18 protein-coding genes and 1 tRNA gene are annotated in these 14519 nt (G+C 58.2%); 7 read left to right on the plus strand and 12 right to left on the minus strand.

Features of this window, described 5'->3' with window-relative positions:
- Window positions 1-38 precede the first annotated feature (38 nt).
- Entirely contained in the window at window positions 39-386 is a 348-nt protein-coding gene (locus SC318_RS13470) for a DUF2493 domain-containing protein (RefSeq protein WP_124386722.1), read from the plus strand.
- A gap of 18 nt (window positions 387-404) precedes the next feature.
- Window positions 405-1226, plus strand: coding sequence for a PA4824 family protein (locus tag SC318_RS13475; RefSeq protein ID WP_320427163.1), 822 nt, complete (start codon window positions 405-407; stop codon window positions 1224-1226).
- Here SC318_RS13475 and SC318_RS13480 read toward each other — a convergent pair.
- Window positions 1223-1912 (minus strand): tellurite resistance TerB family protein, encoded by a 690-nt coding sequence (locus SC318_RS13480; RefSeq protein ID WP_320427164.1) that lies wholly within the window; start codon window positions 1910-1912, stop codon window positions 1223-1225. The genes SC318_RS13475 and SC318_RS13480 overlap by 4 nt on opposite strands.
- Before the next feature lie 123 nt (window positions 1913-2035).
- Here SC318_RS13480 and SC318_RS13485 point away from each other — a divergent pair, with 123 nt between their 5' ends.
- Window positions 2036-2563, plus strand: a complete 528-nt coding sequence (locus tag SC318_RS13485) for a DinB family protein (protein ID WP_320427165.1) — start codon at window positions 2036-2038, stop codon at window positions 2561-2563.
- Between the two features lie 72 nt (window positions 2564-2635).
- Here SC318_RS13485 and SC318_RS13490 read toward each other — a convergent pair whose 3' ends face one another.
- Both SC318_RS13490 and SC318_RS13495 read right to left on the minus strand, forming a co-directional pair.
- Window positions 2636-2827, minus strand: coding sequence for a DUF2188 domain-containing protein (locus SC318_RS13490; protein WP_320427166.1), 192 nt, complete (start codon window positions 2825-2827; stop codon window positions 2636-2638).
- A 92-nt stretch (window positions 2828-2919) separates the two neighbouring features.
- Window positions 2920-3396 (minus strand): hypothetical protein, encoded by a 477-nt coding sequence (locus tag SC318_RS13495; RefSeq protein WP_306493013.1) that lies wholly within the window; start codon window positions 3394-3396, stop codon window positions 2920-2922.
- A gap of 224 nt (window positions 3397-3620) precedes the next feature.
- On the opposite strand from SC318_RS13495, the gene SC318_RS13500 reads away from it, so the two are divergent.
- The 3 genes from SC318_RS13500 to SC318_RS13510 all read left to right on the plus strand — a co-directional run bounded on the left by SC318_RS13500 (window position 3621) and on the right by SC318_RS13510 (window position 4416).
- A tRNA-Leu gene (locus SC318_RS13500) sits at window positions 3621-3707 on the plus strand.
- Between the two features lie 205 nt (window positions 3708-3912).
- Complete coding sequence (locus SC318_RS13505; protein WP_124386728.1) at window positions 3913-4089, plus strand: DUF3606 domain-containing protein; 177 nt, start codon at window positions 3913-3915, stop codon at window positions 4087-4089.
- A 117-nt stretch (window positions 4090-4206) separates the two neighbouring features.
- The gene (locus SC318_RS13510) at window positions 4207-4416 is read left to right on the plus strand and encodes a hypothetical protein (protein WP_122560948.1); all 210 of its coding nucleotides are present in this window, start codon (window positions 4207-4209) and stop codon (window positions 4414-4416) included.
- A gap of 3 nt (window positions 4417-4419) precedes the next feature.
- Here SC318_RS13510 and umuC read toward each other — a convergent pair whose 3' ends face one another.
- Both umuC and SC318_RS13520 read right to left on the minus strand, forming a co-directional pair.
- Window positions 4420-5694, minus strand: coding sequence for a translesion error-prone DNA polymerase V subunit UmuC (gene umuC / locus SC318_RS13515; protein WP_320427167.1), 1275 nt, complete (start codon window positions 5692-5694; stop codon window positions 4420-4422).
- A complete protein-coding gene (locus tag SC318_RS13520) occupies window positions 5687-6112 on the minus strand; it encodes a LexA family protein (RefSeq protein ID WP_320427168.1) in 426 nt (141 codons plus the stop codon). Before SC318_RS13520 ends, umuC begins: the two co-directional genes overlap by 8 nt.
- A 101-nt stretch (window positions 6113-6213) precedes the next feature.
- On the opposite strand from SC318_RS13520, the gene SC318_RS13525 reads away from it, so the two are divergent.
- Window positions 6214-6891 (plus strand): SOS response-associated peptidase family protein, encoded by a 678-nt coding sequence (locus tag SC318_RS13525; RefSeq protein WP_320427169.1) that lies wholly within the window; start codon window positions 6214-6216, stop codon window positions 6889-6891.
- Between the two features lie 161 nt (window positions 6892-7052).
- Here the strand turns inward: SC318_RS13525 and SC318_RS13530 are convergent, their stop codons facing one another.
- The 7 genes from SC318_RS13530 to SC318_RS13560 form a co-directional block, all read right to left on the minus strand.
- Entirely contained in the window at window positions 7053-7568 is a 516-nt protein-coding gene (locus SC318_RS13530) for a lysis system i-spanin subunit Rz (protein ID WP_320427170.1), read from the minus strand.
- On the minus strand, window positions 7565-7990 hold the full coding sequence (locus tag SC318_RS13535) for a structural protein (protein WP_320427171.1): 426 nt from the start codon (window positions 7988-7990) through the stop codon (window positions 7565-7567). Before SC318_RS13535 ends, SC318_RS13530 begins: the two co-directional genes overlap by 4 nt.
- A 57-nt stretch (window positions 7991-8047) precedes the next feature.
- Window positions 8048-8602 carry a tail fiber assembly protein gene (locus SC318_RS13540; RefSeq protein WP_320427172.1) on the minus strand — a complete coding sequence of 185 codons (555 nt, stop codon included), beginning with the start codon at window positions 8600-8602 and terminating at the stop codon, window positions 8048-8050.
- Window positions 8603-9322 (minus strand): phage tail protein, encoded by a 720-nt coding sequence (locus tag SC318_RS13545; RefSeq protein ID WP_320427173.1) that lies wholly within the window; start codon window positions 9320-9322, stop codon window positions 8603-8605.
- A 39-nt stretch (window positions 9323-9361) separates the two neighbouring features.
- On the minus strand, window positions 9362-10240 hold the full coding sequence (locus SC318_RS13550) for a hypothetical protein (protein WP_320427174.1): 879 nt from the start codon (window positions 10238-10240) through the stop codon (window positions 9362-9364).
- Window positions 10241-10546: 306 nt separating this feature from the next.
- Complete coding sequence (locus SC318_RS13555) at window positions 10547-13465, minus strand: TipJ family phage tail tip protein (RefSeq protein WP_320427175.1); 2919 nt, start codon at window positions 13463-13465, stop codon at window positions 10547-10549.
- A gap of 416 nt (window positions 13466-13881) precedes the next feature.
- Window positions 13882-14475 carry a tail assembly protein gene (locus tag SC318_RS13560; protein WP_320427176.1) on the minus strand — a complete coding sequence of 198 codons (594 nt, stop codon included), beginning with the start codon at window positions 14473-14475 and terminating at the stop codon, window positions 13882-13884.
- Window positions 14476-14519 lie beyond the last annotated feature (44 nt).

A 14519-nucleotide genomic window follows, 5' to 3' on the forward strand; every position in this document is an offset into this window, starting at 1 on the left:
GCCGCCCGGCCTTCACCGCGCAACACAAGGATTTACTCATGCGCGTGCTGATCTGTGCAGGTCGTCATTACGCCGACACAAAAAAGTCCCGCCAAGTGCTGGACGCTTACCACCGCCTGCGCCCTGTGCAGGTGCTGATCCATGGCGGCAACCAGTTCCTGGGCAGCGACATCGAGGAATGGGCCCGCGAAATCGGGATCGACGTGGTGCGGTATCCGCCGAACTGGCAACGCCACGGCAAGCAGGCGGAGCGCCAGCGCAACCATTTCATGCTGGCCGACAGCCGCCCCGACGTGATCATCGCCCTGCCGGGCGGTGACGACACCTCGGAACTGGTCTGTCAGGCCAAAGCCACCGGCATTTCGGTGCTGACCGTAGAAAGCTGAATTCAAGCGAGGTGCATCATGCACAAGCAACGCAACCCAAAGCAGGCGAACGGGTTCGCCAACTATCGCGCGCGTCATTCGCGCAACGCGCGCCCTACCCTGCTGCTACTGCCGCCGGCCAAGCGCCGAGCCTTACGCCGTAACCTGATGTTTATCGGGGTGAGCCTGGGCGTTGTCCTGGCGCTCGCGTTCTTCGCCAAAGCTCACGCAGCGGGGGGCGCTTATGTAGTCGACGATGGTGCTATCAACGCTCCTGGAGAATGTAACGTCGACGCCTGGTATACCGCCAATCGGCACGATGGCGGTACACATAACGAGGTGCTTTCACCGGCCTGTACGTTTGACGGCTTGCCATCCGTGCAGTGGGGAACAGCGTTGTCGCGCGCAACTGCCGAAGGAAAAGGCGAGACTCAGGTCAGCCCGCAATTGAAGCTGCAGGTGCTGTCACGGCAAGACCTGGGGCTTGAACTGGCAATTGCCGCCGGGGCGCACTTTGCCCTGGAGAGGCAGCATGCGTTCGATGGCGCTGATTTCAACATGCCGCTGACGTGGCAAGCCCTGGACGCTTTACGTGTGAACCTGAATGCGGGCTGGAGTCATGCCTACAACGACGGCGACCAGAAGCACCTTCTGACGTGGGGCGCGGGGGTTGAGTATCAGCTTGCAGGGGTACTTACGCTGATCGCCGAGCGCTATGGCCAGGAAGGCGGCGATCAGGCATGGCAGGCTGGGCCGCGGTTCCATGTGGGCAAGCTTGTCGACGTGGACCTTGTGGTCGGGCGCAGCCTGATCGGTGAACGTGACCAGTGGCTGACCACAGGTGCGACGCTGAGGTTCTAGGCCTTGGTCTGCTGCTCCAGGTGCAGTTGCAACTGCGGATCGATCTGCAGCTGGGCGGCTAGGTCGTCGAGGTAATTGCGCTCCGCATCCTGCTGATCATCCACCAGCATGACACTGGCCAGATACACCTCGGCCGCCACCGCCGGGTCGCCGGCAAACTCGGCGAAATCCGCAGCATCCAGTGGCTTGGCGACCTCAGCGTCAAGCCACTGCTGCAATTGCGGGTCGTCAGTGTGCTTGCCCAGTTCATTGGAAATCAGCTGCTGCTCTTTCTCATCGATCCGGCCGTCGGCCTTGGCGGCAGCGATCAGTGCACGCAGCACCGCATGGCTGTGGGCTTCGATTTGCGTGCCTGAAAGCTGGTCGGCCGTCTGGAAGGCTGGCTGGGGCTGACTCGCCTGCTGGCTCTGCCAGGCCTGGTACGCCTTGAAAGCCATCATCCCGAGGGACGCCAACGCGGCGTAGTTCATACCGCCTGCGCGCCCTTGCGCCGGGCGCGTCGCCGCGCCACCGCCCAACATGCCGCCGAGCCCACCCAATAACCCCCCCAGACCGCCGCCAGCAGCCGTACCGCCACTGGTACCTTTGAGCAGCCCGCCCAGCAGACCGCCCAGGCCGCCGCCCGAAGAAGCGCCGCCCTGGCCTGCGCCGCGCAACAGTTGTTCCAGTAGATCGCTGGTATTCATGGGTGTCGCCCTCCTGGGCGCATAGTGGCGTTAATCAACCTTAGTCCGCCCTTGATGGAACACCATGACCGCCGGGCGGGCAAGCTTTATGATGGCCCCACCCTGCCACTTAAGGACATACCGGTGAACCGCATCGAGCACATTGCGTTGATGGCCAACTACAACCAGTGGATGAATCGCAAGGTCTACGAAGCCGCTGGCACGCTGACCGACGGGGCGCTGGCCGCTGACCGACAGGCGTTTTTCGGCTCGATCCTCGGCACCCTGAATCACCTGATGCTGGGCGACACAGTCTGGCTCAAGCGCTTTGCCGAGCATCCGACCGCTTTTCCCGCGCTGCTACCCCTGAGCGCCATCGCCACACCCACCGACCTGAGGCAGTTGGCGTTCGCCGACATCCGTGAACTCTCGGCCCATCGCACCTGGCTGGATCAACTGATCCTCAATTGGACCCACGACCTGCAGGAAACCGATCTGGACCAGCCCTTGCGCTACCACAACATGCGCGGCGCAGCTCAAGAGAAACCGTTCTTCGCCCTGCTGCTGCATTTTTTCAATCACCAGACCCACCATCGCGGCCAGGTGACCACGCTGTTGAGTCAGACAGGCGTGGACGTGGGCGATACCGACTTGCTCGCGTTGATTGACTGAACGCGGCATCCGTTTGCAACTGCCGCAAAAAAGTGTGGGAGGACGCTTGCGCCCTCCCACGTTCACTTTTACTCAATCGTCATTGGACACCGGCCTGGCGCGTACCTTATGCGTCGGCAGCGTAGCGGCATAGGCCAGTGCCTGCTCGCGGGAACTGAACGACGCCAACCGGTCCTTATGGGTGCACACCCGCCACGGACCGTAATTGACCTGCACGACTTCGTACCCATTCAGGTGCAGTTTTTTCAGCAGTGGAGCGCTCATAGTCACCTCCGTTTCCTGAGATTTCCAAGCGTTACACGCCCCACCTTACACCCGCTGTCAGCGCAGTGACGACCGTGCGTCGCAGCGATTCATCACTTCACCTTGCTGCTCAACGTGTCCACATTGCGCTTCAAATCATCCAGGCTGCGCTTGAGCCCCTCGATCTCGCTTTTCTGACGATCGATGGTGCTTTTCTGCTCGTCCAACGCACGCTTGAGGCTGGCAACCTGGCTGTCATTGCTGCTGGTGCTGGAGCCATCCTTGCGTTTGAATTCCTCGAAAGCGCGGTCTTGGCCCTCTACTTTGCTCTTGAGGCTCTGCAATTCGCTGAGGCCAACCTTCTGGGCCTCCTGCAACGCCTCGATATCCCTGACTTTAATACTCGACGGTCTCAACACATATCTATCGTCCCCATCCGTCGAGGCACCGGTCAACACGTCCCCCGTCGACGCCTCGAACTGCCCCCACTTCACCGCAACCCCCGCCTGCGCCGGAGCGATTATCGCAGCGCCCAACAGCCCCACCATGCCTGCAGCGATCATCCAAGACTGCATACGGACCTTGCGCATCAACTGACTCCTTAGCGAACTGCCGGGATGGCATATCGCTATGACTGTCATTTGGAGGACTTGTTCCGGGGCTGGGCCTCTATCGTTTGAACACACGAGAAGGCCGCGTAGACCACTGATCTGACAGGTTTTTTCAGATGAATCTTTGTGCAGGAAAGCGTGCGTCGAGGTTGCACCGAAGCGCCTTGATCTATATATTCGCACCCCTGCTGCACCGCGCTACCGCCCGAATGGCGAAACTGGTAGACGCATGGGACTTAAAATCCCCCGCTCGTAAGGGCGTCCCGGTTCGATTCCGGGTTCGGGCACCATAGATATCAAGGGCTTGCCGGGGAAACCTGGGCAGGCCCTTATCTTTTCTGTTCCGCAATTTCACAAACTGTTCCGCAATTCCCCCTCTCCGGCGTCCTGCTGACCGAATTACCACTACCAAAAATCAAGCGAACTACGCGCGCATCCTAAGGCTCTATCAGGAGAAGCCTGGGCATTTCCAGGCCAAACCGCATGGAGCTGAATATGTCTGACGATCTGAACAACCGCGGCCCTCAAGACCGTGCTCGAGTGAACACTTCAGAAGCCTGGGAAGTGAAGCATTGGACGAAGGAATTCGGCGTAACTGAACAGCAGCTCAAAGACGCGGTGAAAGCTGTCGGCCCCATGGTCGACGACGTTCGTAAAAAACTCGGTAAGTGAAACGTGGTATCGCCCTGCGCTGCTGCAGGGCGATTAACCCAACCCCTTCCTGGCGTTCTGCCGACCTCAAAAAATCCATTTAAGCTGCTACGCTATTCACTCCACGGAGGAAAAGCGATGCCGAACACAGATTTACTCCCTTCCCTGCTTTCCAAACTCTACGAGAACCAACTCGCCCTCGAAGCCGCCATTTTAGAACTGTCGAATTGGGTGGGTCAGCACGGTTCTGCCGAGGTGGCTGATAACGTCCGCGGCGCGCTTTTCACCATCGGCCACAACGAAGAATTCATAAAAATGACCCTGGCAGTTTTGCAGACTCCAGAATGAGCTCTACTTGCAGGCAACGGTCCATAACTGGTCCAGCTTGGTGGTATAGCTTTGACTCATCATCTCCCGGCGCATACCCCAGTCAGGATTGGTGGGCACGCTGGCAGATCGAAGCGTACCCCTTCCCCACCGGTCATTGATCTGGTCCAGCACCGTCATAACCCGGGTTGACTCGGCCGGCTGTGAAACTGCGAAAAGATCGTCGGTGTATTCGCCTGGCTGGCACAGGTTGAGCAGCATCACTTCGGCTTTGCTGTAATTGAACCCGGGCCGGAAGATCCTATCGAGCGCATCAACCGCCGCCTTGGTGAGCAAGCGCACGTCGTCGGTGGGATACGGCATATCGACCACAACGCCGTTGGCATACTTCGCCTCCTCCGGGTTGAACATCCCGGTGCGGATGCAAACGCGGACCTTCTTGCACAGCGAGTTTTGCGCACGGAGCTTTTCGGAGGCCCGCATCATGTAGGTGGCCACCGCTTCCTTGATCGGGGGCAACTCGGTTAGGCGCTTGCCGAACATTCGGCTGCAGCATATTTCCTGTTTCGGCGGATCGGGCTCGTCCAGCTCCAGGCACGACGTGCCGGCCAGCTCCCGCGCTGTCTTCTCGATCACTACGCTGAATTTCTTGCGCAGCGTCCAGGGATCGGCCTTGGCCAGGTCCATCGCAGACTTGATGCCCATGGCGTCGAGGTGAAGTTTCATCTTCCGGCCCACGCCCCACACTTCTGCGACGTCGGTATTGCGCAACACCCAATCGCGCTTGACCGGATCGGTGATGTTCACCACACCGCCGGTCTGAGCCTGGAGGCGCTTTGCGGTGTGATTTGCCAGCTTGGCAAGGGTCTTGGTGCTTGCTATTCCAACCCCGACGGGGATGCCAGTACAGCGAAGTACTTGAGCCCTGATCTGGCGCCCAAGGGCATCCAGCCCGGGTATTCCCGTGAGGTCGGCGAAGGCTTCATCAATGCTGTAAATCTCGACGGCAGGCACCATGGATTCAATCAGCGTCATCACCCGCTCGCTCATGTCGCCGTAAAGCGCGTAGTTCGACGAGAACGGGACGATTTCGTGCTGCTTGAGCTTGTGCTTGATCTGGAAATACGGCTCGCCCATTTTGATAAATGGCTTGGCGTCATAACTCCTGGCGATCACGCAGCCATCGTTGTTGCTCAGCACGACGATTGGGGTTTTGGCCAGGTCGGGACGAAACACCCGCTCACAGCTCGCGTAAAAGCTGTTGCAGTCGATCAGCGCGAAGACAGGCGTATTAGACATGACTACGCACCGTGCTGGTGATCACGCCCCAAATCGACAGTTCGTCGCCTTCCAATACGTACCGCGCTGGGTATTTCGGGTTTTCTGACAGCAAAATTACCTCGGCCCCACGCTTACAGAGGCGCTTGCACATGGGATCGTTATTGAGCAAAGCCACCACTATATGACCGTGAGCTGGCTCAATAGAACGGTCCACGACAGCCAGGTCGCCCTCGAAAATGCCGGCGCCCTGCATGCTTTCGCCAGTAATAGCGATCAAATAGACATGCGGCGCCCTGATATTTAAGACCTCATCCAATGAGATGTGCTGCTCGATGTGATCGGCTGCCGGTGATGGAAACCCTGCAGGGACACGAAACGAGCAGAAAGGCAGCTTCGTGCCGCCTTCGGATATAGGGCCTAAAATGGTAAAGCTCATGATGCAGCCTTCTACATGCACTGTACGAATGTACAGTTAACTTTGCAGGCGGCTTGCGGTCAATTTGTCTGTAGGGGATTTCGACAGACGGAGAGGTGGCTATGTGCGGAAGGCTTTCGCAGTACAGCGGCATTCACGACTTCGTTGCAGCCTTGAGCATGCCCAACGCCCTGGTGACCACCGTGGGCGATCACCCCATTGAGCGGTACAACGTCGCACCCACTACCGCGGTTGGGTTGCTGCACCTGCAAGGTGATCTCTTGCACGCCGATCCAGTGCGCTGGGGATGGCGACCACACTGGGCCAAGGACCGCGCGGCGCCGATCAATGCCCGCGTCGAGAAGGTAGCCCACGGCCCGTTTTTCAGGGCCATCTGGCCGCACCGCGCCATCACGCCGATAGACAATTGGTTTGAATGGGTCGATGAAGGCGGGCCCAAGAAGCAGCCCTACTTGATCCGCCGGCGGGACGGCGCACCGATATTCTGCGCGGCCATCGGCCAGCTACCGGATGCCGATGAAGGCCCAGGCGAGCACGACGGTTTTGTGATCATCACGGCAGACAGTGCCGGTGGCATAGTGGATGTTCACGATCGGCGGCCCGTGGTGCTGAGGCCAGAATTGGCCCGGGAATGGCTTGACCCTGCCACGCCCATGGAGCGCGCCGAGCAGATGGCGTTGCACCAGGGGGAACCGTCTGAAGTCTTCGAGTGGTTCAAGGTCGACCCTGCGGTGGGCAACGTAAGGAATCAACAGGCTGAACTGATAAAGCCGATCTGACTTTCAGCTAAAAAACCACATGCAGCAACCGACTGCAGATATCCAGACGATAGTGAGAAGAATTGAGAGGCCTGCCAGTGGCTTATTCATGTGGCGCAATCAATTGTGGGGCTTGAATGATCGTCCTAACCCATCCCGCTTTCAACGATGCCGTATTGCCACTATTTCGCTATGGTTTTGACATAGGCCTGGCAGGCTCGTAGCGCGATCAGTCCCTGGTCGCCGGCGTCGGTGATGGCGATAATTCGTTGAGCATGCGCTGGGTCAAGTTGGGCTCGACGGGCTGCATGAACCACGCCGACGGCGCCGGAGGTGGAAGGCACGTTGCAGCCACCGGCTGGATCCTCGGCAAGTAGGACTGACAGCCGGACATCAGCAGTGGCAAGGCGATCGCGCAGAGCAGCCTGGGTACGTTGGGCATCGGACAATTCCTTGGTGTGTTGTTGGTCCTGGGTGGCGAGCTGCTGCTCGGTGGCCAGGCGCTTGTTCTGCTCGGTGCGGGCCTGTGCGGCGGCGGCCAGGGTTATCCTCGACAAATCGTCCTTGTGCAGGCCGGCCTGCTCTGCGAGCTTCTTTCCCATTCGCCAGTCCTGCACCTGCCAGGTCACGCCCGCGGCGCCGACCATTAGCACCAGCGTCAGCACCGCCAAGCCGGCCACCTTCTGCAGCGGCGTCATGCCAGCGCCCGCCGCACGCCTTCCACCACCACCGCGTCTGGGTACGCGTACCCTGCGTTCTCGTGATGAATGATCGCTTTTACGAAGCCGGTCATCACCGCCGGCTGGCCCAGGTCGATCTCGGCGCCAGGCCGGGTGCCGGTATTGGCTTCGACGGCGCGCACATACGCGGCAGTGTCGTTCTCTACCGACGGCGCCCACCGACTGATAATCGCCTTCACAGTCTTCAGGCCATGTTTGCGCTGGTAGGTCAGCAGCAGCTTGCCCAGGGCGCGAATGCCATTCTCTGGAGTATCGAACCTGGCAAAGCGCTTCTCGATTGCCGGGTCTGGCTTGAGTTGGCCCTGCCACTGGTTGGCCGAGTTGTAATCAATGTTGCCGGGGTTGTTGTTGCGCACCCCGCGGGTTTCTGTGATCGGCATACTTTTCTCCAGGCAATAAAAAACCCGCTCAGGGCGGGTGGCTTTGTGCTGCGACGGTTACGTGGGGACCACGGGCCAATCGACTGTTTGCGGATAATTCGCCTGGTCGATCACTCGGCTGAGCGCTACGCGATACTTCTTCCACGCCTTTAGCTCGGCAAGATCTGCATCGGTTGCTTCATCGACATCGACAGCGTCCTGAAGCGGAGCGATCGCGTAGTCAGCTGCCGAGCGCAACCGGGTGATTTCCGACTGGGCGGCTTCCAGTGGATCTACTACTGGCGGCGGCAATTGTGGTGCCTCCTGGGGCGGCAAGGCATCGACCGCCACGTGCAGGGTGATGCTGTGAGCCAGATCCGCGGGCTCACCTTCCTTGGCGATGCTCACCGCAAGCACCGTATCGTTGTAGCTGATCGCCACTGAGCAACCGGCGTCCGCCTGATTTAGCACGTAGCCCCATCCTTCTGGCGGCGGAGCCATACCGAGCGTGCCGTAGACAAGGTATTGGCCGGGACCCGGGTGTTCAGTGGTGATCGTATCCACGCCCAGGGAAGTGATATCGATGACAGCGCCAGTAGCGCCGAGGATGTTTACTGCTGCGCGAGTTGTCATTTAGATCGCCTTGAGTGTGCCGTCAGCGGATTTGGTGGTGTTACCGGTGTGGTAGACCTCGCGCATTATCGCGCTCTGGTACGTGCCGGAACGAAAGTACATCCGTCCGGAAAATGACATTAGGATCTGCGACCCATATGTGGCGCTGTTGTAGCCAGCGTTGATCATTGTGCCCTGAGTCGAGGTTTCAGGAGCTCCGGCGGTGGCCGACGACCAGGTCTGAAATGAGTTCCCGTATGTGTTGATAGTGCTGGCCGCCGGAGATGCGACGTCACCAACCAGCATTACGTTACCCGGTGCTGATCCAGCCGTGAGCGTGGCGGCCGATCCTAGACCGAGTCCTGACCGAGCGGCTGCCTGGCTGGTGCCGCCCGTACCGCCCTTGGTCACTGGCACTACGTTTTCGGTAGACACGGTACCCAGGCCGGCGAGAGTCGCTCCCCACTGCTGAACGAGAAGGTTGACCGCATCGGCCAAAGCCTTTGGGTAACCGTTTACCGGCACGATACCGTATGACGCGCCAGCAGTAGTCGCTCCGCGATAAGCCGGCGAAATCGACACAGAGGTGTCGCTCGACGGATTGATCACTTGATAGATACCGTTGTCCGGGCCCACAAACATATCGCCCGATCGGCAATTGGAAAACTTCGTACCAGCACCAGTTACAGTGGCGTTGCCATTAGTAATGGTAACGGTACCTTCTGAAAACCAAGAAGCCATAGTTACTCCCAAAGCAGTAGGTGCAGGAAATCTGCTGATTCAATTAAAAGGAAATGGAAGCCCTGCTGTTTTGATTACCAAGGCTGATGGATATCTGGTTGTTGGTAGATTTAGATATGAGTAACCAACGCCAGTGTTCGTTGTTGGCCAACTATCCTGAGTGGTCCTACCTGGCGGGGCAAAAAAGAAACTGATTCCGCCTACTCTTCCGAATGCGCCTTCAGTCACACCGTATACTAACGGCCCCCCTCCACCCGCCTGCGGGCTCGCGTCGATAATGCCGCACGACCTGCTCCATTGCAGAAAAGCGGCATATTCCGTACCTGCATCTAAGTTAATATCAACCAAACTGTGGGCAATTGCGGAACCGGATTGAGATTGAAATGCAATCCTTTCGTTTCGTCCTCCAACGTATGTGTAAGCCGGTCTTCCAAACCTATCCAGCGGGCCAGGGTCAGGTGCGCGTATTGAAGCAACAACGTTCATTGGATTTTGATTGGAGTTGAACGTAATTTGGCCGGAGATTTGTAATCTAGTTTTGAGCCAAGGGCTCGGCAAGCTATCGTTCCTCATCAAATCAAAACAGTAATACTTGGTTGCGGCACTCGCTCCAGCATACAAATATGTTTTCGCGCTTCCGGACACTCCCACACCGGTAGCGGTCCCTCTTCCCACAAGGAAAACAATGGGGGACTGCGGGCTTTCAATTGTAAAACCGAACTGATCATCCCCTGGCAAGCCAGACTCCTGCCAACTACTTGCCAAATTCGGATCTACGTTAATTCCTCGTAAGACCCATCTCCTCCAGTTCGAATTGAAAGCTAGAAAACCACTCTTTACCAGTCCGTAGCTAATATTGCTTGTATCGTACAGCAATGAGCCGTCTGGTTTTTTCACCACAAGTTTGGCGTTCGACATCAGAAATACCCATAGTAAATTCGGCAATTCGCGGAGAAAAAACCCCAACCCGCCGTGTTGTATGAATACACCCAAGATAGAGACGTTCCACTCAAGACCACGCCCGGCCGCTTGCCCTTATCCATTTGTAAGTCCACGAGTGGGGACACCGTAAAGAAGAGAGAGCGGCCGGCTGGTGGTGCAGGAACTTGTATTTCACCATTCTGACCATTTGTCTCCACAAAACCCGTTGTCTGGCTTATCAAAGTTGTCATATCAATTTTGACAACGCCGGTGTTCTTATCCCTAATTACCAATCCGACCATATCAAAGACTCAAGTCAATACCGTCAATACCGTTGGCATAAGTGAATTTTATACCGCTACTATTCAGAACCGATGTATTGCCATCCTTGACTCCGCGCAGGGCGAACGAGCCTGTTGCCATATTCAACTCAATCAATGGATTTCCGTAGGCGTCTACAGCCGCAGACCTAAGGCTCATTCCGAGAATTATCTGCTCGATAAACGCCTTGCTGATGATTGCGGTATTGAAGATGGCTTGGCCGTTCTCAATTACAAACATCGGATCAACTTTTCCGCTAATCTCGTTCACGACGGCGAACCGCTGAGCGAAGATCAAAAACTCCGACTGATCCCCGTTCGCACCAAAGGCCAGGCCAGATACAACCCTTCGGCCATCGACAATTGTCTGGGCCTTCATGGTCGTCTGTGCAAGTACCTTCCCGTTGAGTTGAACGACCGTCTCGCTCACCGACTGCACCGATGCACTTGTCTGGCCGATGCTCGACTGCAGCGTCTCAGAAACCTTGGCCTGCGCCTCGATCTCAGACGCTCGCACCTTCTTCTCTGTGCTGATGGCGGCGGTAGATTCCCAAGCCTTGATAGCGCCTGCCAGATCTCCAGAGCCGTTGTCACCACGCACCGAAGCACGCAGCGCCTCGTTGCTCGAAGCCTGGGATGTGATTCTCCCGTCGAGGTTGGTTACTTTGGTGTCCAGGCTTGTGATGGCCTGGGCGTTACCGGTTGCCCTCTGATCGACCGCAGAGAGATCGCTCTTCAGTTGGGTGATCTGCGCTGCTGAAGCCTCGCGGTTGCTGGCCACCACTTGTTCCAGAACGGTCAGCGACGACCTGTTGTCGCCAACCTGAGCGCTGAGGGTGAGCAGTTGCTGGGCCATCGCATCGTTTTCGCTGGCTCGCGTTTTGCGCTCGACCGCCAGATCCGCCGTGGACGTCCAGCCCTTGATCGCGTCAGCCAGATCGCCGGCGCCATCATCGCCTCGAGCGGCAGACCGCAGCGCCTCAACCGAGGTCGCGGTGGCCAACACCTTGCCGTCGATCTCTTCGATCTTGGTTTCGATGATCTGGACCTGGGATACCAGTGCATCAGTGGTCTCAAGGATGGTGCCGATATCGATGTGCGCAAACTTGCTCGGGTCGTACTGAACCGCCGATATCTCGAACACACCAGGCTCTGGCCGGGCCACGCTCACCACGCGGTACAGCGGGATGGCCAGGTCATCGGCATCCAGCGCCCACACCAGCTCAGGTTCAGGCGTAACCGAATAGGCGACAGTGACGGTAACCTGCCGGCCGCTGACCAGTTGCACGGTGCGCCCCTCGCACTTGCCGTCCGGCAGGTTGAGGATCAGTCGATCACCAGGTTTAGCCTGGGTGTCGCGGTCCAGCTTGATGACCTTGCCGTTCACCGCCGAGATGCGCCCACCCACGGGTCGGCCTGCAAGCAGCTCATCAGCGATCGGGATCACATACCCAGGCAACGGGATACGCCCGTCCAAACCAACCTTGAAGGTTACGGCCCGATCCTTGGAGTTGGTCAGCAGCGCCCACTTGCCGCGGCGCTGGGCCTCGGATTCGCGAGTGCAGCCGATGGCGCTGATCTCCAGCGGATTGTCGCCGTAGCGCCGCTGCAGCTTCTGATCGGTCACCGCCGTGACATCGGTGTCATAGTTGTTCAACGGGTTGTCGTAACTGACCAGCGCCCGAGTGTAGCGGGTGCGTTCCGATGCGCTGGAATAGGTGAACTTGCCATCGATGACGTTCGCACGGGTGTAGGCGAAGTCAAAGTCCGTGGCGCGCGGCATATCCGAAAGGGTGAAGACCTGACCCTGGGCCCAGTAGGTCATGCCCCGGTAGATCGCCGAGATGTCACGTAGCAGCGACCAGGCGTCAGCCTTGCTCTGCAGGTTCAAATTGCAGATGAAGCGCGGCTCCTGGCCCCCCTTCCCGTCCGGCACCAGTTGGTCGCAGTAGTGCGATATCCGATACAGCTCCCACTTGTCGACCATCCAAGGCTTGATGCGGCGGCCAAGGCCGAAGCGGTCAGCGGTAGTGATGTCGTAGGTCATCCAGACCGCGTTGTCGGTCCAGGCCTGCTTGAAGGTGCCGTCCCACACTCCGCTGTACGAGCGCGCCACGGGGTCGTAATTGCTCGGCACCTGCACCTTCTTCAGCTTGGTCTCGACTGTTACGGCCGGAATGCTGCGGAACTGCTCGGCGGAGAACTCGATGTAAAGTAGCGCGGTGTTCGGGTAGCGGATCTTCGCGTCGATCACCTCGGTGAAGCCGGCGATCTGCATGGTGTCCGAGATTTTGTTGTTGTTCTGGTTTGGAGTGATCCGGGTGATGCGCAGCAGCCAACCGGCAGCGGCCTTGGGCAAATCAATACGGCGCGTGCGCTCGTACACGCTGGTGGTTTTGCCATCGACAGCCTCGCTCAGCACCTGCTGATAGGCGCCCCCATCAGTGGCCAGCTCAACCTTGTATTCGATCCTGTAGCCGTTGATATTTCCTGCGGTATCCACGGACTGGAGCGCAGGCCAGGCGAAACGCACGCGAATGGCGGAAAGCTGGTTGTTACTGATCGCCCGCACCCAAGGCGTGCCGCTGCGCAGCTCGGTGCTGATGGTGGTCTCGTTCTCGACAGACGGGATGCCCTGGATATAGGTCTGGTCCACGGCCCCGGTGCCCCACTCCCACCTCACGTTTGGGAAGTTCATGTTGCCCTGGGGGTCTTGCAGCGGAGTGTTGTCAAGGTAGATGTCGCGGGCCGTCGGCGTACCTTCGAACTCTCCCTCCCCTACGCCGATAAGCATTTTGGCGATAGCGACCGAGCGCAGACTATCCGGTGCTTCCGTCGGCGTTTTTGGTTTGTCTTCGCCGCCCTTGGCGCCGTGGATGTCAATCTTGAGTGCTGCGCCCATGCTTTTCTCCAGGCAATAAAAAACCGCCTCGTGGGCGGTGTGGTGGCATTTTGTATGACGGTAACGGTACTGGACTTGGCGCGAGAAGCCCTTACCATGGGGCGCTCCACTCAGCCTTCAAGGAAGTAACTGCTGATGAATAAAGCCCCCACCTGGCTACGCACAACTCTTTCGATGCCGGTTTACGCAGTGTCAGTCGGTTTTTGGATTTTCACCGTATATATGTTCGTAACCACAGTGAAAATGCTTTCCGCATTTATGACGCCTGAGCTCATCGGAGCACGAATTGTCGACTTCTTGGTGGTTGTCGTATTGGCGGCTATCGGTAACGGACTATGGAAGCTCGCTAGATACATTCGAACATCTAACTTTAGGAAACAGACAAGGCCCACCACAGCCAATCCTCCGTGACCTTCCTACATCTGGTCTTCGGCATAAATGGCGGCACTGATGATCGCGCCACCCACCCGCCGCTCTCCGTAGCAGAGCGGTACCGGGTTGCCTGACGCGGTGGTGTTCTTCGCGCTGCCGAAGGCATAGCCCGGTGTGTTCTCGGGCGCCGCGCTGGTCTTGAGGCCGCCGGCCTGGGGGCTGAGCATCTGGATCACGCCGCCGGCGACAAGGCCGATGCCTGCGCCTATGAGCGGAGTACCGAACGGTGTAGCTGAGAAGATCACCCCGACCACAATCAGGATCGCCCCGACGATTGTTTGGAGTATGCCCCCACGCTTGCTGCCCACTATTACTGGCGCGATACGAATGTCACCGGCACCGTTGTAGGTCAACTCCTTCTCGCCAATATTGCGCTTGTCTCGAAAGACCGCGAACTCCAACCCTCGTGATTTGGCATTTGATAGGAATCGCTCAAAGCCGGGGATCTGTACGCAAAGAGCCTTGATCGCCTCCGCCGGAGATTTCACGGCCAGCCTGAAAGTCGTCCCAAATTGCCGTAGCTGCCCGTGTAGGCGAACCGTTGTCATCGGTTGGTAGTTGATCGCTGATGTCTGCATCAAATTCTCCGGGCAATAAAAAACCGCCCGAAGGCGGCTTGTGG

The organism is Pseudomonas sp. MUP55, from assembly GCF_034043515.1.
Taxonomy (GTDB): domain Bacteria; phylum Pseudomonadota; class Gammaproteobacteria; order Pseudomonadales; family Pseudomonadaceae; genus Aquipseudomonas.